We start from the raw sequence: 25,439 nt of genomic DNA on the forward strand, positions 1-25,439 counted from the left end.
ATCCCCTCGCCACAGGGTTCATCGCTGGTTTTAGATACCCCATCGCGGAATGTGATGACCACCCATGGAAATGCAAACGTTCTTGATCTCGGCAAACACCTCGAAGCTGTACTGTCCACCTTCGCGCCCCGTTCCGGAACCCTTTACGCCGCCGAAAGGCTGGCGCAGGTCGCGTACGTTCTGGCTGTTGATGAACACCATGCCGGCCTCGATGCCATAGGCCAGGCGATGGGCCTTGCCGATGTCCTGGGTCCAGATGTACGACGCCAGGCCATATTCGGTGTCGTTGGCCAGTTGCAAGGCTTCGGCTTCATCCTTGAACGGGATCAGGCAGACCACCGGGCCGAAGATTTCCTCCTGGGCGATGCGCATCTTGTTGTTCACGTCGGCGAACACCGTCGGCTGGATGAATTGGCCGCGACTCAGGTGCGCCGGCAGGTTGGCCGGGCGTTCCAGGCCACCGGCCAGCAGGGTGGCGCCTTCTTCGAGGCCGATCCTGATGTAGCCGGTGACTTTGTCGTAGTGGGCCTGGGTGATCATCGAGCCGACCTGGGTCTTCGGATCCTGTGGATCGCCCACGATCAGGCGCTTGGCGCGGGCAGCGAATTCGGCGACGAACTGCGGGTAGACGCTTTCCTGGATGAAGATCCGGCTACCGGCGGTGCAGCGCTCGCCGTTGAGCGAGAAGATCGTGAACAGCGCCGCGTCGAGTGCCCGTTCCAGGTCCGCGTCTTCGAAAATCAGCACCGGCGACTTGCCGCCGAGCTCCATGGAATACTTCTTCAACCCGGCGGTCTGCATGATTTTCTTGCCGGTGGCGGTGCCGCCGGTAAAGGAAATCGCCCGCACATCCGGGTGCCGGACCAACGCATCGCCCGCCGTCGCGCCGTAGCCCTGGATCACGTTCAACACGCCGTTGGGGATTCCCGCTTCCACGGCCAGACGCCCCAGTTCGTTGGCGGTGAGGGGCGACAGCTCCGACATCTTCAGCACGGCGGTGTTGCCCAGGGCCAGACACGGCGCGGTCTTCCAGGTCGCGGTCATGAACGGCACGTTCCACGGCGACACCAGGCCGCAGACGCCTACCGGCTGGTACAGGGTGTAGTTGAGCATCTGGTCGTCGACCGGGTAGGTGTGACCGTCCATGCGGGTGCAGACTTCGGCAAAGAAGTCGAAGTTGTGAGAGGCCCGGGGAATCAGCACATTGCGGGTCTGGTGGATCGGCAGGCCGGTGTCGAGGGTTTCCAGCTCGGCCAGTTTCGGCACGTCGCGATCGATCAGCTCACCCAGCTTGCGCATCAGCCGGGCACGTTCCTTGGCAGGGGTGTTGGCCCACTTCGGAAAGGCCTCCTTGGCCGCGGCCACGGCCTGGGCCACTTCCTCGGCACCGCCGCTGGCGACTTCGCCAATGGCTTCGCCGGTGGCCGGGTTGTAGTTGATGAAGACGTCTTTGCTTTCGACCTCACGGCCGTTGATCCAGTGTTTGATCATGTTGCTCAAGCCTCTTTACGGGATGCGAAGAACGCGGCTTCGCTGACAATTCGATTGACCAGGCGGCCGACGCCTTCCACTTCCACCACCACTTCATCACCGGGCACCACGTCCGCCAGGCCTTCCGGCGTGCCGGTGGCGATCATGTCGCCGGGTTGCAGGGTCATGAAGCTGGACAGGTACTCGATCAGGTAGGGGATGTCGAAAATCATGTCCATCGTGCTGCCTTCCTGGCGCAGTTCACCGTTGATCCAGGTACGCAGCTTCAGGTTGGCCGGGTCCGGCACGTCGGCGACATCGACGATCCACGGCCCGACGGGGGTCGTGGCATCGCGGTTCTTCACCCGCAGGTTGGGGCGGTAGTAGTTTTCCAGGTAGTCGCGGATCGCGTAGTCGTTGCACACCGTGTAGCCGGCCAGATAGTCCAGTGCGTCTTCGCGCTTGACGTTGCGGGCGGCCTTGCCGATGACGGCCACGAGCTCGCACTCGTAGTGCATGTACGCGACGTTGTCCGGGCGCCAGGTCTGCTGGTTGTGACCGGTGTAGGTGCCGGGGGACTTGATGAACGCCAGGGGCTCGGTGGGCGGTTTGAAGGCCAGCTCGGCGGCGTGGTCGGCATAGTTCAGGCCCAGGGCGAACATGCTGCCAGTGGCCGGTGGCAGCCACTCGACCTGGTCTTCGGCCAGCAGGCGACCGTCGGCCAGGCGCACGGTGTTGCCGGCCTCCACGGTGACGGCATGGACCTGACCCTCGAAACGAATGCGCGCGTGTTTCATGAACGTACTCCTGGTTGCTCGGCCACGACGGTATTGACGAGACGGCCCAGGCCGCGGATGTCCACTTCGACGCGATCGCCGGGCACCACATCGACCCGGCCTTCAGGCGTGCCGGTGATCAGCACGTCGCCGGCGTGCAGGGTCATGAACTCGCTGATCTCGGCGATCAGTTGGGGGATGTTGCGAACGAAATTGGCCGTGCTGTTCTGCTGCCGTACTTCGCCGTTGACGTACAGCGTGATTGCCAGGCTGTGAGGATCGGCCACGTTGGCGCTCGGCACCAGTTCCGGGCCGATGGCGCAGAAGCCGTCCCGACACTTGGCTTTGACGGCAGGGCGGTAGTAGCTGTCTTCCGGCAGGCTGAATTCATTGACGACGGTGTAACCGGCCACGTAGTCCAGGGCCTCGGCGGCGCTGACGCGGCTGGCCGACCTGCCCATCACCACGCCCAAGGCCGGTCCCGGTTGCAATCGTTCGCCATGGCCGGGATGGACCACGGCGGCGTCGTGCCGGTTGCGGGTGTTGGGGGTCTTGATGAACAGAACCGGCTTGACCGGCGGCTTCTGGTAGGGCGGTTGCTCGAACTCGGCGAGGCGCTGCTTCAACTGCCCCTGGTAGTTCAGTGCGACCCCGAACAGGGTGCCGGTTGCGACGTCATGCAGGGCACGGCTCATGCTTGTCTCCTGGCGGTGCAGAGGGAGGAGGGCTCTGCGATATTGTTAATGTGTTAACAGTTATAATTAAGATGTTAACTATCGTCAAGCGTGACAGAATGACCGGCACTGGTTGCCTTCCCGGATTCGGTGCAGGATGAGCCTCGGGCGTTGCCTGAATCAGAATAGAAACGAGTACTGCGTGATGACCGATCGTCAGCCGATCCCGAACATCAACATTGGCCAGGTGTACGACCAGCGCTACAGCGATGCCGAGGTGCACTACGATCGGCTCGCCAACCTGGCGGGCTTTTTTGGTCGGAACATGCCGGTGCACCGCCATGACCGGTTCTTTCAGGTGCACTACGTCAAGAGCGGTACCGTGCGGGTGTATCTGGACGACCAGCAGTACGTTGAATCCGGACCGATGTTCTTTCTCACGCCACCGACCATTCCCCATTCCTTCGTGACCGAAGCCGACAGCGACGGACACGTGCTGACGGTGCGCCAGCAGTTGGTCTGGCAGTTGATCGACGCTGACCCCGGGCTCGCACCGGCTGGCGTGCAGTTACCGGCAGCCTGTGTGGCGCTGACGCAATTGGGGCCGGAGCAGGCCGGGGAAGTACGCCGGCTGGAATACTTGTTCGAGGAACTGAGCGCGGAGGTGGCAGCCGCTCGGCCGGGGCGCAGCGTGGCGCTGGACGGTTTGACGCGGCTGATCATGATCAGCCTGTTGCGGCTGTGCTCCAACTCCCTGGAAGCGCGGCCGGCGCGGCATGAGGACTTGAAGATCTTTCACCGCTTCAACGAGTTGATCGAAGCGCACTATCTGCAACACTGGCCGTTGTCGCGCTATGCCGAGGGCATCGGGGTGACCGAGGCGCGTCTCAACGACGTGTGTCGGCGCATTGCCGACCTGCCTTCCAAGCGACTGATCATGGAGCGGTTGATGCAGGAGGCCAAGCGCCTGCTGCTGTTCACCGGCAGCTCGGCCAACGAAATCTGCTACCAGCTCGGGTTCAAGGACCCGGCCTATTTCAGCCGGTTTTTCCAGCGCTATGCCCAACTCACCCCTGGGGAATATCGCCAGCGGCAGTCGGGATTGCGCTGAACCTCCTTTCGATTGAACACTTGCTTTTGTGGCGAGGGGATTCAGCGAACCGTCGCACCGCCCCGCTGGGCTGCGGAGCAGACCTAAAACCAAACACTCCGGTGTATCTGTTTGACCGAGTGAGCTGATTTGGGGCCGCTTCGCAGCCCAGCGGGGATGAATCCCCTCGCCACAAACCCGTGGCAAATTTGAGCAAGCGGCTTGCTCTTGCAGCTAATTATTTGCGCCACTAAGCTGCCCACTCGTCCATCCAAGCAGTCCGAACATGGCCAACCCCAGACCTTCATTGACGCTGACCCTGCTGCAGGCCCGCGAAGCGGCCATGGCGTTTTTCCGCCCGGCGTTGAACCAGCACGACCTCACCGAGCAGCAATGGCGGGTGATCCGCATCCTGCATCAGCAAGGTGAGTTGGAAAGCCACCAACTCGCCCATCAGGCCTGCATCCTCAAACCCAGCATGACCGGCGTGCTCAGCCGCCTGGAGCGCGATGGACTGGTGCGCCGGCAGAAATCCAGCCAGGACCAGCGTCGGGTGTTCGTTGGCCTGACCGAACGCGGCCAGCAGTGCTTCGTGTCCATGAGCGAGGGGATGGAAGGCAACTATCGACGGATCGAAGAGCAGTTCGGCGAGGAAAAGATGCAGCAACTGCTGGCGTTGCTCAACGAGTTGAAGAACATCAAGCCTTGATGCCACGCGACATCACCCTCTGAACGGCATCCCGGACCCCTGGCTCGCGGAGCACGTGCGCGAGGACTTGTCTTAAACCTGTGAACCTTCCGCCAGTACGACGCTCACTTGTTAGGTCGCTCGTTGAGTGATCGCGCCGTCTTACTGCCGATAAGGATTTCGCATGCTTCAAACCTCGTCATCGCTGCCCCTTCATGGCCCCGTCGAACGGGAGCTCAGCGTGCGCGCGGTCAGTACCGGCATCGTGATCGGTATCCTGCTGACGCCTTCCAATGTATACGCCGGGTTGAAGATCGGCTGGTCGTTCAACATGTCGATCATTGCCTTGTTGATCGGCTATGCCATCTGGCAAGGCCTCGCCAGGCGTTCAGCCGGACGACAACCTTGGACGCTGCACGAAAGCAACATCAACCAGACGGTGGCCTCCGCGGCGGCCTCGATCATTTCCGGTGGACTGGTGGCACCGATCCCGGCCTACACCTTGTTGACTGGCCAACAATTAGATGCCATTCCCATGGTCGCCTGGGTATTTTCGGTGAGCTTCCTGGGCATCTGGATCGCCTGGTATATGCGACCGTCGCTGCTCAACGACAAGGCGTTGAAGTTTCCCGAAGGCATGGCAACGCTGGAAACCCTGTTGCACATTTACAACCAAGGCCATGAAGCGGCGACGCGCTTGAGGGTGCTGCTCTGCGCCGCGTTGTTGTCCGGGCTGGCCAAGTGGGTGGACACCTTCATGTGGGCTTTCCCGCGTTGGTCGCCAACCGCTCAACTGGAGCGGCTGACATTCACCGCCGATCCTTCGCTGCTGTTGGTGGGTTTTGGCGGGATCATTGGTATTCGCGTTGGCTTGACCCTGCTATTCGGCGCCTTGCTGGCGTGGGGCGGGCTGGCGCCGTGGCTGCTGGAGCGCGGCCTGGTGCAGCTACCGCATGGCAGCAGTGGCCCGCAGTTCGCTGCGCTGGTGGAGTGGTTGCTATGGCCGGGCGTGAGCCTGATGGTCTGTTCGACGTTGGCTTCCCTGGCGATTCGCCTATGGACTTTGCGCAACACCATCCGGGCTGGCGGTGGGCCAATCTGGGTGGTGCCCAAGGCTGGGCCTGCCGTCGGTTTCGTGGTGGCCATCGTACTGGTGGTGAGCTTGCAGGCGCTGTTGTTCGGCATCAATCCATGGATGGCGCTGTTGACCATTCCCCTGGCGATCTGCCTGGCGGCGGTGGCCGCCCGAGTGGTCGGCGCCACGGGTATTCCGCCCATCGGCGCTATCGGACAGTTGTCCCAGTTGAGCTTCGGCATCGTTGCGCCGGGGCAGGTGCCGATCAACCTGATGAGTGCCAACACCGCCGGTGGTTCGGCGGGGCAGTGCACGGATTTGATGAACGATTTCAAGGTCGGCCGGGCCATTGGTGCGACACCGCGCAAGCAGTTGGTCGCCCAGACCCTGGGTATTTTCGTCGGCAGCATCGTCGGCGTACTGGCCTATCTGGCTCTGATCCCGGACCCTCAAGCCATGCTGCTCTCCGAAGAGTGGCCGGCTCCGGCGGTGGCCACCTGGAAAGCCGTGGCGCAAACCCTGACCCAGGGGCTGGCGTCGTTATCGGTGAGCATCCGCTGGGCGATCGCCATCGGTGGGCTGGTCGGCTTACTGCTGGGAGTACTCGACAGCCTGTTGCCCGAGCACCGCGCCCGGTTCCTGCCGAGTACCGCGGCCTTGGGCCTGGCTTTCGTACTGCCGGCCTCGGTGTCGCTGATGATGGCCCTCGGCGCGGTGCTGACCTGGGCGATGAGCTGTCGCTGGCCGAGCCTCACGGAGCGCTTCGCAATCACCGCGGCGGCGGGGTTGATTGCCGGGGAGAGCATGACCGGGGTGGGCGCGTCGTTGTGGCAGATGCTCGGGAATGGGTGATTCACCGAGCATTGCATACGCGGAGAATCAGCGTACCCGCTCGCGACTTTCCACCGCCAGATCCAGTGCCTTCTGCATGTCCAATCGCGCCGAGCGTCCCACGTCCTTGTCATTGAGCCGGTAGCGGCGCTCCGACGGCAGGATGGGCGCGGTGAGGTCTTCCGCGTCCATCCGTTCGAAATCGTGGTTGTCGCCGATGGTCAGGGCGCTGCGACGCAGCAGCGTGCGCAATTGCTCGGGCTGAAGTTGCGGGTTGATGGACAGCATTGCCGCCAGCAGGCCTGCGACCATGGGCGTGGCGTAGGACGTGCCGCAATGCACCGCCCCATCCTGGCCTGTGCCGGGTGTCGAGGCATGGGCGCAAGCGGCGGCGGTGATGTCGACGCGCATGTCGATGTTCGAGGAACTGCGCTTGACCGCGTAGGCCGGATCGTCGACCGAGGCTCCGGCACGCTCGCTGCGCTGGTGACCGCCGACCACCAGCAATTGCTCGGTGATGAAGGAGGAGGGCAGGCGGTATTCATCGCTGCCCGAGAACGAGGAACCGTTGCCGGCGGAGTTCACCACGATCACGTCGGGGTGCTCCTTGCGCAGCCAGAGGAAGAATTCTTCCAACAGTTCCTCGTAGCCGCTCATGGCAATGCCCGAGCGCAGCAGGGAGTCCACATTGTCCCCCTTGATGTCCTTGGCACCCACCCGGTGGATGCCCCAGCTCCAGTTGAGCACGCGTACGCCATCTTCAACGAGGTTGACCGAGGCGGCGATATTGGCGGTAATCCCGGCGTCGGAATTACGTTCGACGATGACCTCGAAGCCACCACTGGCCTTATTCAGGCCGCTTAGAAAACCGGTGTTGCCGCCGTCGTTCCAGCGCGCGGCGAGAAGGCCTGCGACGGTGGTGCCGTGGCCGTCCGGGGCAGCGGCATCGCGGGCGTAGACACAGGTACGCGGTACCGAGCAGGCACCGAGATAGTCGGCAAAATCCGCAGTGTCGAAATCCACGTCGCGCTCGATCAGGCCGATGCGCACGGGCTGCGGCTGGATGGGTGCCTGCTGTCCGGGGATGCGCCGCTGGTAGTAGTGCACCGCGTCGAGAAAGCGGTTCGCGGCCCATTCGTCGGAGTCCTGCGCCGGTTTCTTCGGTTCTTCAGGCCGAGCCGTGGACTGTTCGGTTTCTTCCGCCGCGGACTCCTCGATCACCACTGCGTCCACACTGGTTTCACTGCCCAGGCGCAGCACCAGTGCGTCACGCTGTACCAGATCCCTGGCCGGCAGACGAAGCTGATAAAGGTTCAAGGGCGCAATGCTGCCGACCACCGTCGCCCCATACTTGCGGGCAAGGCGCTCGGCTTCCTGGCGGCCGGCACGATCCTCCTCGATCAGCAGGCTGACCAGATTGACGTAAGTGGTCAGCCCGTCCATGTTCTTCGCCACCTCGTCCGGGCCGGCGGCCATTACGTGGCTGTTGCGCAAGGTCAGCCAGGCGGCGTTGCTGGTGCGTGGACCATCCTCCAGCCAGAGAGGGCCACTTTGGTAGTCGGCGCTGTCCAGCTGCAAGCGCAGGTGCTGTCCCTTGCGCTGGACAGCGTCCGGGGGGATCGCTCGGTTACCCAGCTTCAATTGCGGTACGCCATCGTCCAACCCGCGCACCGTCAGGCACCAGTCCTGGCGCTGGTTTTCCAAAAGGTCACCGCAACGTTTCAGGTTTTCCAGGCGTAGCGGTTCCCGGGCATCGGCTGCTGTGCCAGTCGCCAGGGTGAATAGCGCAGCGAGGACGGCTGATCGTAAGGACATGGGACGATTTCTTTGCCAAGGGCCTGATTGCTCCGACTGTCTTTGCCATCGTTACGTTCCAAGGAAGACCTGCCGTGGCCGGACCGAAACTCCTCGGCGTGTTCAGGTGTCCATTGATCACCCCACAGCCCGCGGGCAAGATCTCAAGACCTGGCATCCTGGTCGCGTGTCCCTGGGGTGCATTCATCGAGAGGTTGGGTTGGAGATGATGGACGCCGCTAGCAAAACCAAAGTCGCACAGATATTCGACCAGCTCCTGGCCCTGCGAGAAAGCGTGAATGAGCTTCAGGAAAACGAGCTGCGCAGGGTGGTAGCGCTTCGCGGACATCAGACCGTAGACGCCAACGAAGCGGTCCATCAGTCTTTTGTAGACCTTCAGAATCACATTGCCGGAATGGAAGAAGTGCTGGCGACGATTGCCGAGGCCACGGGGATTATCCCAAAGCTCTGATGCTCCCCGGAACAACCTGTGGGAGCGAGCCTGCTCGCGATAGCGTTGGCGCTGCTTGCATCCCTGTCGAATATGCCGTCATATCGCGAACGCACAAGCACGTTTTTGTCACTTGAAAGGAGATACTCAAAATGGAATTACGCTGTACATCAATCGAAGAAGTCCGCCAGCAGATAGACCGGATCGACCGCGAGGTCGTTGCGCTCCTGGCCCGGCGCGGCAACTTTGTCACGCAGGCGGCCGCCTTCAAGAAAACCACCGACGATGTGCGCGCACCGGCGCGGGTCGAGCAGGTCATCACCAAGGTGCGTGGGATTGCTCATGAAGCCGGTGCCTCACCTGATGTCGTGGAGCGGGTTTACCGGGCAATGATCGCCGCATTCATTGACGAAGAGTTGAAAACCCACTCCGCCCTGACAGCCCAGTCCTGACGCCTTCCGCCTTCATCATGACCTGATTCTGCGAGGCTGGAATCCCGGCTTCGAGACACCAAGGCACGCGTGCCTCACCCCTGGGGCACGCAACTATCGTTAGAAGTAATAGTGACCATCACTAAACGCATGTTCTGCTTTGTCGCCAGTCATTGGACAATTGCACCCATCGAACAGGTGGCTCCAGACATGACGCAACAGCGTTCTGTCGTCATACGAGCCTGACCCTTTTTATTTTCGGGATGAAACTGATGCGCTTTTTATTCGTGCCTGTCATGGCGTTTGCCTCTTTGCTGCTCGCCGGTTGTGCCTCTGTGCCAAACGATCCGACGCTGACCCTGCAGACCCAAAAGACCCCGGCCGAGTATGCCGAGTGCGTCATACCGAAATTGCAGGACAGTCAGTTGAACCCGATGGTCTCACAGACCCAGCGCAGCTACCGGATCGTCGTGCCGAGCAAAGTCTCCGCGGACAACGTGCTGGAGGCCTACAAGGCCGGGAACGGCGGCAAGGTGTTCATCTACGAGCGGCACCTGCTGGCCTCGAACCTGCTGCCGTCGAGTTTCGAGCGCGCCGCAGAAGACTGCATCTGATTCAACGGATAGACGATTTTCACAGAGCTCCTTTGGTTGGCCGCAACCAACCAATTCCTTGCCCCGCGACCCATTTGGTTTGCGGGGCTTTTTTATGTCTGCGATAAGTGCGGGACTGTCAGATCTGCTCCAACAACCAGCCGCGAAACGCCCGCAAAGACGGCAGCATTTCGTTGCGCGGCGGGTAGGTGAGGTAGTAACTGCGCCGGCTGGCGAACGGCAGGTCGAGGCCGATCAGTTCGCCATTGGCCAGCTCGTCGGCCACCAGAATGCGGGGCACCAGGCCGATGCCGATATCCGCACGCACCGCCTGGATCAAGTGCGAAGTGAGTTCGAAGCTGGGGCCCAGGCGCATCTTGGCATGGGGCAGGGTGTAGTGACTGAACCAGTCGCCCCAGACGTTGGGATTGTTCGCCACATTGAGCAGCATCTGTTCGCTGATCCGTTCCGGCGTCCACGTCTCATGGGCCTTGGCCGCTTGAGCCGAGATGATCACGATCAGTTCTTCGGCGTGCAGGCGATGGCTGATCAGGCCCGGCAGGTCGGCTGTGCCGACGACAATGGCGGCATCGATGCCGCTGGTGTCGAAGTCGATGGCGTCGATCCGGGAGCTGATGTGCACCAGGATGCCGGGGTGGGTCTTGTAGAACTCGTGCAGGCGCGGCAGCAGCCACTTCGAACCGAAGGTCGGCAACGTCGCCAGGCGCAGGGTGCCACTGCCGGATTGATACGCCATGGCCTGCAGCGTCGCGCTGCGGATGCGTCCGAGCGCCTCGCTCATCTCCCGTTGGTAGAGGCGACCGACATCGGTCAGCCGGACCTGCCGGCCTTCGCGACGAAACAGCGTCAGCCCCAGTTGCTCTTCCAACGCCTGGACTTGTCGGCTGACGGCACTTTGCGTCAGTGAGAGTTCGACCGCGGCCCGGGTGTAGCTTTCATGCCGAGCGGCGGCTTCAAATGCCAGCAGCAGTGACATGGATGGCGTGAGGTGACGGTAATTCATTCGCAAAAGTCATCGATAGCGGCAGGATTATCTGGTTGTCTGCGCGGGGAACCTGAAGGAACATTGGCGCAGGTCGTTCCGAGCCTGACCTATTCATGCGCCGGCGACAAGTATTTACGTGATTAGCCCCCTAAGAGGCCGTTAATGATTGCCCAACTGCCTGTGGTTGCCCCCGCGGCCCACTACCCGGAATTTATCGAGGCCCTGCGCGCCAGCGGTTTTCGTGGTCACCTGAGCGCTGACTACGGCACCCGAACCGTGTTGGCGACCGACAACTCGATTTACCAGCGCCTGCCGCAGGCAGCGGTCTTTCCCCGGGATGCCGAGGATGTCGCTCGCATCGCCACGCTGATGGCCGAACCACGGTTTCGCCAGATCAAGCTGACGCCACGGGGCGGGGGCACCGGGACCAACGGTCAATCGCTGACCGACGGCATCGTGGTCGATCTGTCGCGGCACATGAACACCATCCTCGAAATCAACGTGGCCGAGCGTTGGGTCCGGGTGCAGGCCGGTGTGGTCAAGGACCAGCTCAATGCCGCGCTCAAGCCCCACGGGTTGTTCTTCGCGCCAGAGCTGTCGACCTCCAACCGCGCCACCGTGGGCGGCATGATCAACACCGATGCCAGCGGCCAGGGCAGTTGCACCTACGGCAAGACCCGCGACCATGTGCTGGAGCTGCACAGCGTGCTGCTCGGCGGTGAGCACTTGCACACCCAGCCACTGTCCGACGCCGAGCTGGAAACAGCGTGCGCCGATACCGGCCGTATCGGCGAGGTATACCGCACCGCCCGGCAGATCCAGGAAACCCAGGCCGAGCTGATCGAGTCGGTGTTCCCCAAGCTCAACCGTTGCCTGACCGGTTACGACCTGGCGCACCTGCGCGATGACCACGGTCGCTTCAACCTCAACAGCGTGCTGTGTGGCGCCGAGGGTTCGCTGGGGTTCGTGGTCGAGGCCAAGCTCAACGTGCTGCCGATTCCCAAGTATTCGGTGTTGGTGAACGTGCGCTATGGCAGCTTCATGGATGCCTTGCGCGATGCGAACGCATTGCTGGCCCATAAACCGCTGTCCATCGAAACGGTGGACTCCAGGGTGTTGATGCTGGCGATGAAAGACATCGTCTGGCACAGCGTCGCCGAGTATTTCCCGGCTGACGCCGAGCGCCCGACCCTGGGCATCAATCTGGTGGAGTTCAGCGGCGACGACGTTGCGCAAGTGAACGCCAATGTAGCGGCCTTCGTGGTGCATCTGCAGCGCGATACCACCATCGAGCGCCTGGGCCATACGCTGGCGGAAGGGGCCGAGGCGGTGAACCGCGTCTATGCCATGCGCAAGCGTTCGGTCGGGCTGTTGGGTAACGTCGAAGGCGAAGTCCGTCCCCAGCCATTCGTGGAAGACACCGCGGTGCCACCGGAGCGGCTGGCCGACTACATCGCCGAGTTTCGCGCTCTGCTGGACGGCCACGGCTTGAGCTACGGCATGTTCGGTCATGTCGACGCCGGTGTGTTGCACGTGCGTCCGGCACTGGACATGAAAGACCCGGCCCAGGCCGCGCTGGTCAAGCCGATTTCCGATGCCGTGGCCGAACTCACCCAGCGTTATGGCGGCTTGCTCTGGGGTGAACACGGCAAGGGTCTGCGTTCGGAGTACGTGCCGGCGTTCTTTGGCGATTTGTACCCGGCGCTGCAATCGCTCAAGGGCGCGTTCGACCCCTTCAACCAACTCAACCCCGGCAAGATCTGCACGCCGCCGGACGCCGCCGAAGGCCTGCTCAAGGTCAACGAGGTGACACTGCGCGGTGACCTGGATCGGCAGATCGACGAGCGTGTCTGGCAAAGTTACGGCACTGCCGTGCACTGCAACGGCAATGGCGCCTGTTACAACTTCGACCCCGACGACGCCATGTGCCCGTCCTGGAAAGCCACCCGCGAACGCCAGCATTCCCCCAAGGGGCGGGCATCGCTGATGCGTGAATGGTTGCGTCTGCAGGGCGCGGCCAATGTCGATGTACTGGAAGTGGCGCAGGGCGGTGCGTCGTGGTTGAAGGCGTTGCCGGCGCGGCTGCGCAACAATCTGGCGCGCTCACGGGGCGAGGCGGATTTCTCCCACGAAGTCTATGACGCCATGGCCGGCTGCCTGGCCTGCAAATCCTGCGCGGGACAATGCCCGATCAAGGTCAACGTGCCGGAGTTCCGCTCGCGTTTCCTGCAGCTCTACCATGGCCGCTATCAACGGCCGCTGCGGGATTACCTGATCGGTTCGCTGGAATTCACCATTCCCTATATGGCTTACGCGCCGGGCCTCTACAACGCGGTGATGGGCTCGACATGGTTGAGCCGACTGTTGGCGAACCAGGTAGGCATGGTCGACAGCCCGCTGATTAGTCGCTACAACTTCCAGGCCACCTTGAGCCGCTGCAAGGTCGCGGTCGCCAGCGTACCGGCCCTGCGTGAGCTCACGCAGGCACAACGGGAGCGCAGTGTGGTACTGGTGCAGGACGCCTTCACCCGCTACTTCGAAACGCCGTTGCTGGCCTCTTTTATCGAACTGGCGCATCAGTTGGGCTACCGGGTCTTCCTGGCGCCGTACAGCGCCAATGGCAAGCCATTGCATGTGCAGGGCTTCCTCGGTGCCTTCAACAAGGCGGCGATCCGCAATGCTACCCAGCTCCAGGCACTCGCCGACTGCTCGGTGCCCCTGGTGGGCCTGGATCCAGCCATGACTCTGGTCTACCGCCAGGAGTATCAGAAGGTGCCAGGGCTCAAGGCTTGCCCGAAAGTCCTGTTGCCTCAGGAATGGCTGATCGATGCGGTTCCGCAGCAGCCAACTCCTGTTGCCCGGACGTTCCGCCTGCTGGCGCACTGCACCGAAAAGACCAACGTGCCCGCCAGCACTTCCCAGTGGCAAACCGTGTTCGCCAAGTTGGGGCTCAAGCTGGCGATCGAGGCGACGGGCTGCTGCGGCATGTCCGGCACCTATGGCCATGAACTGCGCAACCAGGACACCTCGCGAACCATTTTCGAACAGTCCTGGGCTGGCAAGCTGGACAAGGAAGGGGAGGCATTGGCGACGGGGTATTCGTGCCGCAGCCAGGTGAAACGGTTGGCGGACAAGCAACTGCGGCATCCGCTGGAGGTGGTGTTGGAGCAGGTGTTGGTTGGGCGGCGCGGTTAAGGAACTGGAGGGCGATGGCTGATGCCGGTCAACTGAGTCATGGTGTCATCCAGGTCCTGGCGCCTGGGTGACAATCGCTCTGACTCACCCACCGCTATCTCGAGCAGGCTCGCTCCCACAGTTTTCCGAGTCGCCCAAAGAAATCACGTTCACCACAAATCCCTTGTGGGAGCGAGCCAGCTCGCGATAGCGGTGGCTCAGCTTGCCTCATCCTTTGGCAGCACAAACTATCACTTCAACCCGCAACCCCGGATCAGCCAGTCTCGCTTCGCCGCAAGCGCGGGCCGGTGCGTGGCCTGCCGGGACCCAGGCATCCCATACTGCGTTCATCGCCGCAAAATCCGCCATGTCGGCGAGCCAGATGGTTGTTTGCAACAGTTGCTCCCTGGATGAACCGGCTTGTTCAAGCAAGGCATCCACCCGTGCCAACGCAGTGCGGGTCTGGTCGGCGACGCTGTGCTGTGGTTCGCCCACTTGTCCGGCCAGGTACACGGTATTGCCGTGGATAACAATCTGGCTCATGCGAGCGTTTGTGTGTTTGCGCTCAAGGGTGTGCATCAAAGGCTCTCCTGTGGAAAGGCGTTGCTCAGAAGCGTTGCGCTGAAAAACTGTCCAGCCACCGTGGCGCCTTGCCGACGATGCAGTCGGCGACCAACTGGCCGGTGGCGCCGGCCAGGGTCAGGCCCAGGTGTTGATGACCGAAGGCGTAGATCATTCGTGGTTCGTTGGGCGAGGGGCCGATCACGGGCAAGGAGTCGGGCAGGGAGGGGCGCAACCCCAACCATCGACGTGCGACCGGTTGAGTGATGCCCATCACACGGCGCACGTGGCGTTCCAGATAATCAAAGCGCTGTGGATTGGCCGGGTCGTTGATCGAGCCGAGCTCCACCGTGCCCGCTACCCGCAATCGTCCGGCCATGGGCGTCATGTAGAAGGCGCTCTCGACCGGGCAGCACGGGCGATTGAGCAGGGTGTCCTGCAGATCGAATTCGATGTGATAGCCACGTTCGGTATCCAGTGGAATATGATCCCCCACCTGTCGCGCCAGGAGCGCCGACCAGGCGCCGCCGCACAGTACGACCCGATCAGCATGGTAGATTCGCCCCTCTGCGCTCGACAGTTGCAGACCCTCGGTCCGACGCTGTATGCCTGTGATCATCGCCCGGTGCAGCGCTCCCTCGGCAACCAACGGCGCGACCAGCGCTTCGATGAAGGCTTGGGGATCATCCATGTGGGATGACTCGGGAAACAGAATGCCGGCCACCGATTTTCCGGCGAGCGCAGGTTCCAGTCGTTCAACATCCGCCGGAGTTAGCACCTGCTGGGCGAGGCCGAGGGAGCGGCGCAACTCGATGGCAGCCTGCGCGCCGGCAAATCCCTGCTCGGTGCTGTAGGCATAGAGGCACCCGTTGTGATGCAAGTGCTGGTCGGCCTGGGGACAGTCCGCCAGCAGAGGGGCATAGCCGCTGTAGGTATGCTGGAGAATCGTGCTCAGGGCCAACGTGTTGGCCTCGCACCGCGAAGTACGACATTCATTGAGAAACCGCAGTAGCCACGGCATCAGCTGTGGCAGGCGTTTCCAGTTGATGACGAAGGGCGACTCCTTTGAAAACAACAGCGTCGGAATCGCCTTCAGCAGCGCCGGCTGGGCAATCGGCATGACGCCATAGGGCGCGAGTGTGCCAGCATTGCCGTAGGACGCCCCCGAGGCAACGGCCTCACGCTCCAGCAACAGCACCTGATACCCCTGACGGCGCAGCCAGAGTGCCGTGGCAACTCCGACGACACCTGCGCCGATCACGGCGATTTCGCAATGAACGGGCTGTGTCATGGCCTCAGATCCGGTTGTGCATGTAGAGATGACCCTGGCGGGCCAACTGGCTGATGACGTTCAAGGCTTTGACCAGTTGCTCCCGGGATAGGGCTGCCGAGATGTTGATCCGCACCGCTTGTGGCGACAGTTCGGGGCGCAGGGTGAATGCGCCTCCGGCAAGCAACACGACGCCACGGTCGTGGCACAGTCGGGCGAAGCGTGAGCCGGTCCAGGGTTCCGGCAACACCAGCCAGGCGTGGGTCCCGGTGGCGCTGTGCTGGAATTCCAGACCTTCGAGGTGAGTGGCGAGCAGTGCCTGGCGCACGCGCAATTCTTCCCGTTGTTCGGCGACCAGTTGCTCGGCGTGACCGTCTTCGATCAGTCGGGTGGCGATCAGCGCGCTCAGCGGCGAAGTACTCCAACAATCGATGCGCTGCATGGCTGCGATGTCCTGCACCAGTGTGGGGGGGGCCATGACGAAGCCCATGCGCAACCCCGGTGCGATGCATTTGGAGAGCGCGCAGATGTAGATCGTCCGTTCTGGCAGCAACGCGGCGAAAGGCGGCGGCGACTGATCCAACAGGGGGCGATAGACATCGTCTTCGATCACCAGCAGGTTGGTTTCCCGAATCACGTGTGCCAACTCTTCGCGACGCTTGGCGTCAAGGGTGATGGCGGTCGGGTTCTGTATAGACGGTACCAGGAACAGCAGTCGCGGCTGATGTTCGGCGCAGGCCTGCCGCAAGGCTTCGGGGGACATGCCGCGGGCATCCGCGTCGACGCCCACCAGGATCAAACCCAGTGAACGGCACAAGGCGTTGATGCCCTGGTAGGTGACGCTGTCGGCCAGCACGACATCGCCGCTGCTGGTCAGGCTGCGCAACGTACTGGCGATGCCGTGCTGGGCGCCCTCGACAATCAGCATCTGCGAGGCCTGGGCCTGAACGCCGGTATGACACAACCACTGCGCGGCCGCTTCCCGGGCCCAGAGCGGGCCTTCGGACGGATGATAGTCCTTCATGTCACCAAAGCGCGGATCAGTGGAAAGGCGCGGCAACAACTGCGCCAGCGCCCGATTGAAGCCGTCGGTGGCGGGGCGATTGACACTCAGGTCGACAGTGCTGGGGTCGTTGCTGGGTGCCGACTGGAATTGCGCCGCCGGATGTCGGGGTTGCGCGACTTGGGTACCGCGGCCGGGCCGACTTTCCACCAGGCCTTTTTGTTGCAACACCGCCATGGCTTTGGTCACGGTGGTGATGTTCACGCTCAAGGCACTGGCGAACTCACGATGGGGTGGCAGGCGCTCACCTGGCTTGAGCCGGCCGTTACTGATCGCTTCGGCCAGGGAATCGGCCAATTGGGCGTAAAGGGTTTCTGCCTTGTCACGTTGCAAGGCCGCACTGGCCTTGAGCTCATCCAGCAGTTCTTCGAATTGATTCATGGTGCTATATCCTGATTGTCATGCTCTTTGCACGGCAATGAACGAATTTGTATTGCTTTTTATCCGATACAAAGGTCATTGACAAGCTTAAAAACCGTATTTAGTGTGTGAATTGTATTGTTTGTAATGCATGACAATTAATCCGGCCACGGACGGTGCTTGAGTTGTTTGGCTTGAATGGTCCAACACAATAATTTGCCAAGAGGTGATCCATGTCCGACTTCAAATTCGACTCCCAGGGTATTTCCCGGCGCGGGCTGCTCAAGGCCACCGGCTATGGCTCACTGGCCGCACTGGTGGGTAGCGCAATGGGCCCGATGTCCTTTGCGTTCGCCGCCGGACAGCCGATCAAGACCGTGCGCCCCGGTTACCTGACAGCCGCGTGCCTAGGTGACATGCCACTGGGCGCACTGCGCGAAGGTACCCCCGTAGGCACCGATCTTGAGCTGCTGAAAATCATCGCTGATCGCCTCGAACTCAAGCTCGACGTGCTGACCATGGGCTTCCCGGCGGTGGTCGAAGCCGTAAGGTCGGGACGCGCCGACTGGTTCGGTGGCAACTTCGCCTGGAATCCGATGCGCTCGAAAATCCTGTTGCTGACCGACCCGGTTTTCTACACCGGTGCCTACGTGATCATGCGCGACAACGAACCCTATACCACCTCGATGAGTGTCAACGACGTGAAGGGCCGCACCATTGGTGCTATCACTGGCTATTTCACCATTCCGGACATGAAGAAGATCGAAGGGGTGAAGGAGGTCAAGCTCTACGACAATACGGACTCCTGCCTGCGCGATGTACGCGCAGGACGCCTGGATTTCGCGGTGCTCGACGCGCCCACTATCGACTACATGATCCTCCAGGACCCGAGCCTCAAGCTCAAACAGATCCCCATGGCCTACGATGAAAAATTCCCCAGCCTGACCGCCAAGTTCGAAGCGATCTGGGGCGTTCATCCGCAGCACCAAGACTTGTTCGACGGCATCAACCAGGGGTTGCGCTGGTTGAAAGCGACCGATCAGATCAAACCGGTCCTTGCCAAGTACGGGATCAAGAATCCCGATTACCTGGCGCCGCCGGCCAAGGATCCGCGTATTGGCGTGGACCGGGACGAGAAGGGCAACCTGATTGGGCCTTTCGAGCACCCACCGCGGGATTTCAGTCAGGCGTTCGCCTGAATCGAGGAGATGGCTTATGGCTGATTCAACTCCACTGGTGCGGATCGAAGGGCTCCACAAGTCCTTCGGTACCCTGGACGTGCTCAAAGGCATCGACCTCAGCGTCCAGCAAGGCCAAAAGATCTCGCTCATCGGCCCCAGCGGGTCGGGCAAGACCACCTTGTTGCGCTGCGTCAACTACCTGGAAGAGCCGACTCGAGGCGACATCTACATTGATAACGAGCTGATCGGCCAGCGCCTGGCGGGTGACCGGAAAGTACCCATGAGCGATAAGGAGCTGGCGCGCATGCGTGCCGACATCGGTATGGTGTTCCAGCGTTTCAACCTGTTTCCGCACCTTTCCGTGCTGGAAAACATCATTCTTGGTCCGCTCAAGGTGCAACAGCGCAACCGTGCCGAAGCGGTGCAGATGGCCGAGGAGTTACTGAACAAAGTGGGCATGTTCGCCAAGCGTGATGCGTTCCCGGAACAGCTCTCGGGCGGGCAGCAGCAACGCATTGCCATCGCCCGGGCGCTGGCGATGCGACCTAAGTTGATGCTGTTCGATGAGGCTACTTCGGCGTTGGACCCGGAACTGGTAGGCGAGGTGCTGAACGTCATGCGCAAGCTGGCGGAGGAGGGTATGACGATGATTATCGTGACTCACGAAATGAGCTTCGCCGAGAGCATCTCTGATCAGGTGATCTTCATGGCCGATGGCAATATTGTCGAACAGGGTCCGCCCCGGCAGATTTTCCGCGAGAGCCAGGTCGAACGCACCCGCTCCTTCATCCGTGCCGTGCAGGAGCATTGATCGATGTTCGATTCGACTGCACTGAGCAAAGCCATCGAGATGCTGCCGTACTTTTTGAATGTGCTGGGTATCGGGGCGCTGACCACGGTTGGCCTGACGGCCGCGTCGTTTGTCGTGGCGGCCCTGTTGGGGTTCTGCCTGGCGTTGATGCGGCTTTCGCGCAGCCGCATCCTGAGCCTGATCGCCAGTGTGTACTTGGAGGTGTTTCGCAACATACCGATCCTGACCCAGCTGTTCATCCTGTACTTCGGACTGACCTACATCGGCATCACGTTGCCGGCAATCGGTGCGGCGATCATCGGCTTTGGCCTCAATGGTGCAGCCATTCTGTCGGAAGTGTTCCGTTCGAGCATCCGTACCATCGACCGAGGCCAAAGCGAAGCGGCATTTTCCATTGGCATGACCCGTTCCCTGGCAATGCGCATCATTGTGTTGCCGCAGGCGTTCAAGGTCGCAATTCCCGGGATGGCCAACTTTGCCATCGGCCTGCTCAAGGACACTTCGCTGGCATCGGCTGCCGCGGTGCCTGAACTGACCTTCAAGGCACGCATGCTGGTTAGCGAAACCTACCAGACCAACCTGATCTACTTCTTGCTGGCCGTCATCTACCTGGGCTTGAGCCTGGTGCTTTCACATTGGGCTGCTCGCACCGAGCGCCGTCTCAAAGTTGTCAAGGAGAATTGATATGGGCTATGGCGAGTTGTGGGAAGCAACCCATGTCGAGTTCCTGACAGCGGCTTGGGCCACGCTTCAGTTGGCGTTTGGTGCGCTGGTGATCGGTTTGGTCGTCGGCTTGCTGGTGGCGCTGGCGCGGTTGTCCGGCAGTCGCTCATTGCGGCGTGCGGCGTTGTTCTACATCGAAGTGTTTCGCGGCACGCCAGCATTGGTGCAACTGTTCATCGTCTACTTCAGCCTGACCGAGATCGGCGTGCAGTTCAGTTCATTCCAGGCCGCTATGATCGGCCTGGGGCTCAACGCCGCCGCCTACCTGTCGGAGATCTACCGCGCGGGCCTGGAGGCGGTGCCGAAAGGGCAGGTGGAAGCGGCGAAAGCGATTGGCATGCCGCATCTCAAAGTGTTGCGCTGGGTCGTTTTGCCCCAGGCCATTCGCATCGTGCTGGCACCCATTGGCAACGTTGCGATCTCGCTGCTGAAAGACACCTCGGTGGCGTCGCTGATTGCTGCCCCTGATTTGATGTTGCGTGCCCAGGATCTGAGTTCGGTGTATTTCATGCCGCTGGAAATCTACATTCTGGTGGGGGCAATCTACTTCGTACTGTGTTATCCGCTTTCGCTTGGCGTGCGATTGCTGGAGCGCAGGACGCGGCATTGAAATGTTCGTGATTGATCGGGTCGGTACAGAGTTTCTACCCTGCCACAAATCGTTCCCACCCCAATCCCCTGTGGGAGCGAGCCCTGCTCGCGATAGCGGTGGGTCAGCTTGAATTGATGTCGGATTTACGGCCGTCATCGCGAGCAGGCTCGCTCCCACATTGGTTTTTCGAATCACCCAAACCATCCTGCCCACCCCAGATCCCCTGTGGGAGCGAGCCCTGCTCGCGATAGCGGCGTGTCAGTTCGCATTGATGTCGGACGTGCCACCGCCTTCGCGAGCAAGCCCGCTCCCACAGTTCCGTGGCTGAGCCCCAATGTATCTCTATGTATCCAGCCCCTTTGTCGATACGGACTGTTTCTTTACAGGCTGTTGCTGACACATCCGCGATACCTGTCCGTCCTTAAATGACCCACGTCGAGACAGCACACGAAACCGCGCACGTCATACCTAGGTATCGACCGACACCATGGTGCAATCCGCCATGGGGCATCGCGATGGTTTGATCGAGCTGCTTGAGCCGATTAGTCAAAAAGGAGAACCACTATGCAAGCAGCTTCTTCCGCTTTTACCTGGCAACGCTGTCTGGCGTCATCCGCCCTCGTCAGCGTGTTCGGTCTTGCCCTGTCTGCCGGCAGTGGCGTCACACTGGCTGCTGACAACCCTACCGCCAGTGCCGCACCGGCCGGGTCGGAGGCTATTCGCCCGTACCGTATTCACGTCGATGAAGCGCAGTTGACCGAACTGCGCAAACGCATCGCGGCCACCCGCTGGCCCGATAAGGAAACCGTCAACGACGTGTCCCAGGGCGTGCAACTGGCCCAGGTCCAGGCGCTGGTGAAATACTGGGGCGATGGTTATGACTGGCGCAAGGCCGAGGCCAAGCTCAATGCCCTGCCGGAGTTCATCACCACCATCGATGGCGTCGACATTCAGTTCATCCACGTGCGTTCGCGCCACCCCAACGCCATGCCGCTGATCCTTACCCATGGTTGGCCGGGATCACAGTTCGAGTTCCTCAAAACCATCGGCCCGCTCACCGATCCAACCGCTTACGGTGGCCGTGCGGAAGATGCCTTCGATGTGATCATCCCGTCCATTCCCGGCCATGGTTTTTCCGGCAAGCCGACCGAATTGGGCTGGGGCCCCGACCGGGTGGCGAAGGCCTGGGACGTGCTGATGAAGCGCCTGGGCTACAGCCATTACGTGTCCCAGGGCGGCGATCATGGTTCGGTGATTTCCGATGCGCTGGGCCGCCTGGCGCCGCCCGGGTTGCTGGGTATCCACCTGAACATGCCGGCCACCGTGCCGCCGGAGCTGGTAAAGCCGATCAACAGCGGCGATCCGGCCCCCTCGGGCCTGACCGATCCGGAACGCCGGGCCTACACCTCCCTGAGCACGTTCTTCGGTCGTAACGCGGCCTACGGCGCGATGATGGTGACCCGGCCGCAGACCATCGGCTACCTGCTGGCCGACTCGCCCACCGGTACGGCGGCGTGGATGTACGAGAAATTCGCGGCCTGGACCGACAGTGACGGCAAGCCTGAACGCGTGCTCAGCCGCGATGAAATGCTCGATGACATCAGCCTCTATTGGCTGACCGACACCGGCGCGTCGTCCTCCCGTTTCTATTGGGAGAACAACAACAATAACTTCAGCGCGGCCGCGCAGAAGACCTCGGATATCAAGGTGCCGGTGGCGATCACCGTGTTCCCGCACGAAATCTATCAAGCGCCGAAAACCTGGGCACAGCGCGCCTATCCGTCGCTGTCCTACTTCAACCAAGTCAGCAAGGGCGGTCACTTCGCGGCCTGGGAACAGCCGCAACTGTTCAGCGAAGAACTGCGCGAAGCATTCCGGCCACTGCGTGCGGCGGCGAAATAATCCGGCACCGCAGTACGTCCGGCAGACACTTTCGATTTCACAACTCGCAACCGCCGAGCGGCGGTTCGCAAGGGAGACTCACCATGACTACGACCCTGTTGAAAGACACCTCAAAACCGCGGCACCGGCGTCTGCTGGCGCCTGCTGTCCTGGCGGTTGCCATGATGCAGTTGGGCGCCCTGGCTGTGACCTCGTCACAGGCCAGCGCTGCCGAGGTGCCGGCCGGTACCATCGGCGCCATCACTCCGGGCACGAATACCTCGTTCGGTCCGTTGAAGCACGTCAAGGCAGGTTTGCTGGACGTTTCCTACGCTGAAGTCGGCCCCGCCGATGGGCCGGTGGTCATCCTGCTGCACGGTTGGCCCTACGACATCCATAGCTACACCGATGTGGCACCGGCGTTGGCCCAGAAGGGCTATCGCGTGCTGATTCCCTATGCACGGGGTTATGGCGATACCCGTTTCCTGTCGGCCAAGACCGTGCGTAACGGCCAGCCTGCGGCGCTGGCCAGCGACTTGATCGACTTCATGGACGCGCTGCACATCAAGCAGGCCGTTCTCGGCGGCTATGACTGGGGCGCTCGCACTGCCGACATCGTCGCGGCGTTGTGGCCGGAGCGGGTGAAGGCATTGGTGGCGGTGAGTGGCTACCTGATCGGCAGCCAGGAAGCCGGCAAGACACCGTTGCCGCCGGCCGCCGAGTTGCAGTGGTGGTACCAGTTCTACTTTGCGACCGAGCGTGGTCGCCTGGGCTATGAAAAGAACACCCATGACTTCGCCAAGCTGATCTGGAAACTCGCCTCGCCGAAGTGGGACTTCGACGACGCGACCTATGACCGCAGCGCCGCCGCCTTGCAGAACCCCGATCACGTCCCGGTATCGATCTTCAACTACCGCTGGCGCCTGGGCCTGATCAAGGGCGAGGCCAAGTACGACGCGCTGGAGAAGAAGCTCGCGGCGTTCCCGTCCATTGGCGTGCCGACGATCACCCTTGAAGGCGATGCCAACGGTGCGCCGCACCCACCGGCCGAGGCCTATGCCAAGCGCTTTACCGGCAAGTACGAGTACCGGCTGATCAGCGGGGGTGTCGGTCACAACCTGCCACAGGAGGCCCCGCAAGCCTTCGCCCAAGCCGTGATCGATGCCGATCATCTCTGACTCGGCACGAGGGAGCGCAACGATGAAACTCAAGCATCTGGCGGCGTCCGCCGCGGTTGCATCGGTGGCGTTGATCGCCGCCGGCGTTGCCCTGGGCGATGCCGGCAGCGGCGAGGCTTCACCGATCTATGGGGTGAAGCTTCCCGATGGCTACCGCACATGGCCGCTGATCGCGCCGGCGCAAGAAGCCGAGCCGCTGAACGAGCTTCGAGCGGTGCTGGGCAATGATCGGGCAATCAAGGCTTACCAGGATTCGACGCTGCCGTTTCCCGATGGCACGGTCCTGGTGAAGCTGGCCTGGAAGCATGTGCAGTCACCGGAGTTCGAGCCGGCCTCGATTCCTGGGGCGGCCACCACCGTCCAGGTGATGGTCAAGGACTCGAAGAAATATGCGTCAACCGGCGGCTGGGGGTTCGGTCGCTTTATCAACGGCAAGCCCGCCGACGAGGCCCAGCACCAGACCTGCTTCGCCTGCCACCAGGCGCGGGTGCAGAACCACGATTTTGTCTTTACGCGTCTCGCTCCATAAACCAGGTATCCAAGGAGTTCTCCATGAAAAAAGTCATTGCTGCACTGGCCTGCACGGCGGGCCTGCTCATCGGTGCCAGCGCCTCGGCGCAGACTGTAAAACCTACCGTCGTTCTCGTGCACGGCGCGTTTGCCGACGCGTCGAGCTGGAATGGCGTGGTAAAGATCCTCGAGAAGGACGGCTACACGGTGGTGTCCGCTGCCAACCCTTTGCGCAGTGTGAAGGGTGATGGCGCTGCGGTTTCGGCGCTGTTGGGCAGTATTCAGACGCCGGTGGTGCTGGTCGGCCACTCCTATGGCGGCAACGTCATCAGTGAAGCGGCCAACGACCACGCCAACGTAAAGGCACTGGTCTACGTCAGCGCCTTCGCGCCCGAGGCGGGGGAAACCGTCGCCGGGCTGGCCGGGAAGTTCCCCGGCAGCACCCTCGGCCCGACCCTGGCGGCGCCTGTCCCATTGGCCGATGGCGGCAAGGACCTGTACATCCAGCAGGGCAAGTTCCATGACCAGTTCGCCGCCGACGTTCCTGCTGCACAGGCCGCGTTGATGGCGGCAAACCAGCGTCCGGTGACCGAGGCGGCATTGAATGAGCAGGCGGGCACACCGGCCTGGAAACACATTCCGTCCTGGTACATCTATGGCGACAAGGACAAGAACATTCCACCGCAAGCCATGGCATTCATGGCCAAGCGCGCCGATGCGAGGGATGTGAAGGTGGTCAAGGGGGCTTCCCATGTGGTGATGGTGTCCCACCCGGAACCGGTGGCCCGGTTGATCGAGGAAGCGGCTGCGGCGAAGTGATTCCTGCGTCTTGAGGAGCGCCGCTCACGCATCGAATCCCGATGAGTGGGGGGCTTTCGATCAAGCCATCCATTGCCCATAGGGCCGATGGCGTATGCAAATGCCGCGTACACCCTAATCCAATGTGGGAGCGAGCCTGCTCGCGATGGCGGTGGATCAGCTTGCATTGATGTTGACTGTGCCTCCGTCATCGCGGGCAGGCTCGCTCCCACAGGGATTGGGGGCATTTCCCGATGTTGTGAGCAGACCGAGATCAGGGTGGGAGCGAGCCTGCTCGCGATGGCGGTGGGTCAGCTTGCATTGATGTTGACTGTACTGCCGTCTTCGCGGGCAAGCCCGGCTCCCACAGGATTGGATGGCGTATGCAAATGCCGCGTACACTCCTAATCCAATGTGGGAGCGAGCCTGCTCGCGATGGCGGTGGATCAGCTTGCATT

General features: G+C 61.8%; 23 protein-coding genes. 15 read left to right on the plus strand and 8 right to left on the minus strand.

What is annotated here, in order from left to right; translation table 11 throughout:
• Window positions 1-30: 30 nt before the first annotated feature.
• Genes hpaE through ACODTO_RS26115 form a run of 3 tightly spaced genes read right to left on the minus strand, consistent with a single transcriptional unit; the run spans window position 31 to window position 2,941 of the window.
• Window positions 31-1,491, minus strand: coding sequence for a 5-carboxymethyl-2-hydroxymuconate semialdehyde dehydrogenase (hpaE, locus tag ACODTO_RS26105; RefSeq protein ID WP_489107276.1), 1,461 nt, complete (start codon window positions 1,489-1,491; stop codon window positions 31-33).
• A 5-nt stretch (window positions 1,492-1,496) separates the two neighbouring features.
• Complete coding sequence (locus ACODTO_RS26110; protein WP_489107277.1) at window positions 1,497-2,267, minus strand: fumarylacetoacetate hydrolase family protein; 771 nt, start codon at window positions 2,265-2,267, stop codon at window positions 1,497-1,499.
• Window positions 2,264-2,941 (minus strand): fumarylacetoacetate hydrolase family protein, encoded by a 678-nt coding sequence (locus ACODTO_RS26115; protein WP_464711630.1) that lies wholly within the window; start codon window positions 2,939-2,941, stop codon window positions 2,264-2,266. The genes ACODTO_RS26110 and ACODTO_RS26115 overlap by 4 nt, the downstream gene beginning before the upstream one ends.
• 184 nt (window positions 2,942-3,125) lie before the next feature.
• Between ACODTO_RS26115 and hpaA the strand changes: the two genes are divergently transcribed.
• From hpaA to ACODTO_RS26130, 3 genes are all read left to right on the plus strand, one after another.
• Window positions 3,126-4,031: a 4-hydroxyphenylacetate catabolism regulatory protein HpaA gene (gene hpaA / locus ACODTO_RS26120; protein ID WP_139642391.1), complete on the plus strand. Its 906-nt coding sequence runs from the start codon at window positions 3,126-3,128 to the stop codon at window positions 4,029-4,031.
• Between the two features lie 265 nt (window positions 4,032-4,296).
• Complete coding sequence (gene hpaR / locus ACODTO_RS26125) at window positions 4,297-4,719, plus strand: homoprotocatechuate degradation operon regulator HpaR (RefSeq protein WP_060742174.1); 423 nt, start codon at window positions 4,297-4,299, stop codon at window positions 4,717-4,719.
• A gap of 163 nt (window positions 4,720-4,882) precedes the next feature.
• Window positions 4,883-6,625, plus strand: a complete 1,743-nt coding sequence (locus ACODTO_RS26130) for an OPT family oligopeptide transporter (protein ID WP_139642394.1) — start codon at window positions 4,883-4,885, stop codon at window positions 6,623-6,625.
• Between the two features lie 27 nt (window positions 6,626-6,652).
• Here the strand turns inward: ACODTO_RS26130 and ACODTO_RS26135 are convergent, their stop codons facing one another.
• Complete coding sequence (locus ACODTO_RS26135; protein ID WP_489107278.1) at window positions 6,653-8,419, minus strand: S8/S53 family peptidase; 1,767 nt, start codon at window positions 8,417-8,419, stop codon at window positions 6,653-6,655.
• Window positions 8,420-8,624: 205 nt separating this feature from the next.
• On the opposite strand from ACODTO_RS26135, the gene ACODTO_RS26140 reads away from it, so the two are divergent.
• The 3 genes from ACODTO_RS26140 (at window position 8,625) to ACODTO_RS26150 (ending at window position 9,894) form a co-directional block, all read left to right on the plus strand.
• Window positions 8,625-8,870: a hypothetical protein gene (locus tag ACODTO_RS26140; protein WP_306669518.1), complete on the plus strand. Its 246-nt coding sequence runs from the start codon at window positions 8,625-8,627 to the stop codon at window positions 8,868-8,870.
• 131 nt (window positions 8,871-9,001) lie between these two features.
• Entirely contained in the window at window positions 9,002-9,301 is a 300-nt protein-coding gene (locus ACODTO_RS26145; protein WP_139642398.1) for a chorismate mutase, read from the plus strand.
• A 251-nt stretch (window positions 9,302-9,552) separates the two neighbouring features.
• The gene (locus ACODTO_RS26150) at window positions 9,553-9,894 is read left to right on the plus strand and encodes a hypothetical protein (protein WP_139642400.1); all 342 of its coding nucleotides are present in this window, start codon (window positions 9,553-9,555) and stop codon (window positions 9,892-9,894) included.
• 118 nt (window positions 9,895-10,012) lie between these two features.
• On the opposite strand, the gene ACODTO_RS26155 is transcribed toward ACODTO_RS26150, so the two are convergent.
• Window positions 10,013-10,897 (minus strand): LysR substrate-binding domain-containing protein, encoded by an 885-nt coding sequence (locus ACODTO_RS26155; protein ID WP_139642402.1) that lies wholly within the window; start codon window positions 10,895-10,897, stop codon window positions 10,013-10,015.
• 144 nt (window positions 10,898-11,041) lie between these two features.
• On the opposite strand from ACODTO_RS26155, the gene ydiJ reads away from it, so the two are divergent.
• On the plus strand, window positions 11,042-14,074 hold the full coding sequence (gene ydiJ / locus ACODTO_RS26160; RefSeq protein WP_489107279.1) for a D-2-hydroxyglutarate dehydrogenase YdiJ: 3,033 nt from the start codon (window positions 11,042-11,044) through the stop codon (window positions 14,072-14,074).
• Between the two features lie 207 nt (window positions 14,075-14,281).
• Here ydiJ and ACODTO_RS26165 read toward each other — a convergent pair whose 3' ends face one another.
• From ACODTO_RS26165 to ACODTO_RS26175, 3 genes are read right to left on the minus strand one after another with little or no spacing between them, the layout of a single operon-like run.
• Window positions 14,282-14,632 (minus strand): RidA family protein, encoded by a 351-nt coding sequence (locus tag ACODTO_RS26165; RefSeq protein WP_139642406.1) that lies wholly within the window; start codon window positions 14,630-14,632, stop codon window positions 14,282-14,284.
• Window positions 14,633-14,660: 28 nt separating this feature from the next.
• Window positions 14,661-15,905, minus strand: coding sequence for an NAD(P)/FAD-dependent oxidoreductase (locus ACODTO_RS26170; RefSeq protein WP_139642408.1), 1,245 nt, complete (start codon window positions 15,903-15,905; stop codon window positions 14,661-14,663).
• Window positions 15,906-15,909: 4 nt separating this feature from the next.
• On the minus strand, window positions 15,910-17,328 hold the full coding sequence (locus ACODTO_RS26175; RefSeq protein ID WP_139642410.1) for an aminotransferase-like domain-containing protein: 1,419 nt from the start codon (window positions 17,326-17,328) through the stop codon (window positions 15,910-15,912).
• Window positions 17,329-17,540: 212 nt separating this feature from the next.
• Between ACODTO_RS26175 and ACODTO_RS26180 the strand changes: the two genes are divergently transcribed.
• The 8 genes from ACODTO_RS26180 to ACODTO_RS26215 all read left to right on the plus strand — a co-directional run bounded on the left by ACODTO_RS26180 (window position 17,541) and on the right by ACODTO_RS26215 (window position 25,002).
• Complete coding sequence (locus tag ACODTO_RS26180) at window positions 17,541-18,506, plus strand: substrate-binding periplasmic protein (RefSeq protein WP_139642412.1); 966 nt, start codon at window positions 17,541-17,543, stop codon at window positions 18,504-18,506.
• Window positions 18,507-18,522: 16 nt separating this feature from the next.
• Entirely contained in the window at window positions 18,523-19,299 is a 777-nt protein-coding gene (locus tag ACODTO_RS26185) for an amino acid ABC transporter ATP-binding protein (protein WP_139642414.1), read from the plus strand.
• A gap of 3 nt (window positions 19,300-19,302) precedes the next feature.
• Entirely contained in the window at window positions 19,303-19,983 is a 681-nt protein-coding gene (locus ACODTO_RS26190) for an amino acid ABC transporter permease (protein ID WP_139642416.1), read from the plus strand.
• A gap of 1 nt (window position 19,984) precedes the next feature.
• Window positions 19,985-20,632, plus strand: a complete 648-nt coding sequence (locus ACODTO_RS26195; RefSeq protein WP_139642418.1) for an amino acid ABC transporter permease — start codon at window positions 19,985-19,987, stop codon at window positions 20,630-20,632.
• Between the two features lie 546 nt (window positions 20,633-21,178).
• Window positions 21,179-22,516 (plus strand): epoxide hydrolase family protein, encoded by a 1,338-nt coding sequence (locus ACODTO_RS26200; protein ID WP_139642422.1) that lies wholly within the window; start codon window positions 21,179-21,181, stop codon window positions 22,514-22,516.
• A gap of 83 nt (window positions 22,517-22,599) precedes the next feature.
• A complete protein-coding gene (locus tag ACODTO_RS26205; protein WP_175362880.1) occupies window positions 22,600-23,673 on the plus strand; it encodes an alpha/beta fold hydrolase in 1,074 nt (357 codons plus the stop codon).
• 22 nt (window positions 23,674-23,695) lie between these two features.
• A complete protein-coding gene (locus ACODTO_RS26210; RefSeq protein WP_175362879.1) occupies window positions 23,696-24,202 on the plus strand; it encodes a cytochrome P460 family protein in 507 nt (168 codons plus the stop codon).
• A gap of 23 nt (window positions 24,203-24,225) precedes the next feature.
• Window positions 24,226-25,002: an alpha/beta fold hydrolase gene (locus tag ACODTO_RS26215; protein WP_139642433.1), complete on the plus strand. Its 777-nt coding sequence runs from the start codon at window positions 24,226-24,228 to the stop codon at window positions 25,000-25,002.
• The last annotated feature ends 437 nt before the right edge of the window (window positions 25,003-25,439 follow it).

Source organism: Pseudomonas sp. FG13 (assembly GCF_057809755.1).

Excerpts from the sequence above, each read along its gene's own strand:
- hpaA (WP_139642391.1), top strand. The coding sequence starts at position 3,126 with ATGACCGATCGTCAGCCGATCCCGAACATCAACATTGGCCAGGTGTAC.
- ACODTO_RS26185 (WP_139642414.1), top strand. The coding sequence starts at position 18,523 with ATGGCTGATTCAACTCCACTGGTGCGGATCGAAGGGCTCCACAAGTCC.
- hpaE (WP_489107276.1), bottom strand. The coding sequence starts at position 1,491 with ATGATCAAACACTGGATCAACGGCCGTGAGGTCGAAAGCAAAGACGTC.
- ACODTO_RS26210 (WP_175362879.1), top strand. The coding sequence starts at position 23,696 with ATGAAACTCAAGCATCTGGCGGCGTCCGCCGCGGTTGCATCGGTGGCG.
- ACODTO_RS26200 (WP_139642422.1), top strand. The coding sequence starts at position 21,179 with ATGCAAGCAGCTTCTTCCGCTTTTACCTGGCAACGCTGTCTGGCGTCA.
- ACODTO_RS26180 (WP_139642412.1), top strand. The coding sequence starts at position 17,541 with ATGTCCGACTTCAAATTCGACTCCCAGGGTATTTCCCGGCGCGGGCTG.
- ACODTO_RS26190 (WP_139642416.1), top strand. The coding sequence starts at position 19,303 with ATGTTCGATTCGACTGCACTGAGCAAAGCCATCGAGATGCTGCCGTAC.
- ACODTO_RS26130 (WP_139642394.1), top strand. The coding sequence starts at position 4,883 with ATGCTTCAAACCTCGTCATCGCTGCCCCTTCATGGCCCCGTCGAACGG.
- ACODTO_RS26195 (WP_139642418.1), top strand. The coding sequence starts at position 19,985 with ATGGGCTATGGCGAGTTGTGGGAAGCAACCCATGTCGAGTTCCTGACA.
- ACODTO_RS26155 (WP_139642402.1), bottom strand. The coding sequence starts at position 10,897 with ATGAATTACCGTCACCTCACGCCATCCATGTCACTGCTGCTGGCATTT.
- ACODTO_RS26115 (WP_464711630.1), bottom strand. The coding sequence starts at position 2,941 with ATGAGCCGTGCCCTGCATGACGTCGCAACCGGCACCCTGTTCGGGGTC.
- ydiJ (WP_489107279.1), top strand. The coding sequence starts at position 11,042 with ATGATTGCCCAACTGCCTGTGGTTGCCCCCGCGGCCCACTACCCGGAA.
- hpaR (WP_060742174.1), top strand. The coding sequence starts at position 4,297 with ATGGCCAACCCCAGACCTTCATTGACGCTGACCCTGCTGCAGGCCCGC.
- ACODTO_RS26175 (WP_139642410.1), bottom strand. The coding sequence starts at position 17,328 with ATGAATCAATTCGAAGAACTGCTGGATGAGCTCAAGGCCAGTGCGGCC.
- ACODTO_RS26165 (WP_139642406.1), bottom strand. The coding sequence starts at position 14,632 with ATGCACACCCTTGAGCGCAAACACACAAACGCTCGCATGAGCCAGATT.
- ACODTO_RS26145 (WP_139642398.1), top strand. The coding sequence starts at position 9,002 with ATGGAATTACGCTGTACATCAATCGAAGAAGTCCGCCAGCAGATAGAC.
- ACODTO_RS26110 (WP_489107277.1), bottom strand. The coding sequence starts at position 2,267 with ATGAAACACGCGCGCATTCGTTTCGAGGGTCAGGTCCATGCCGTCACC.
- ACODTO_RS26170 (WP_139642408.1), bottom strand. The coding sequence starts at position 15,905 with ATGACACAGCCCGTTCATTGCGAAATCGCCGTGATCGGCGCAGGTGTC.
- ACODTO_RS26215 (WP_139642433.1), top strand. The coding sequence starts at position 24,226 with ATGAAAAAAGTCATTGCTGCACTGGCCTGCACGGCGGGCCTGCTCATC.
- ACODTO_RS26205 (WP_175362880.1), top strand. The coding sequence starts at position 22,600 with ATGACTACGACCCTGTTGAAAGACACCTCAAAACCGCGGCACCGGCGT.
- ACODTO_RS26135 (WP_489107278.1), bottom strand. The coding sequence starts at position 8,419 with ATGTCCTTACGATCAGCCGTCCTCGCTGCGCTATTCACCCTGGCGACT.
- ACODTO_RS26140 (WP_306669518.1), top strand. The coding sequence starts at position 8,625 with ATGATGGACGCCGCTAGCAAAACCAAAGTCGCACAGATATTCGACCAG.
- ACODTO_RS26150 (WP_139642400.1), top strand. The coding sequence starts at position 9,553 with ATGCGCTTTTTATTCGTGCCTGTCATGGCGTTTGCCTCTTTGCTGCTC.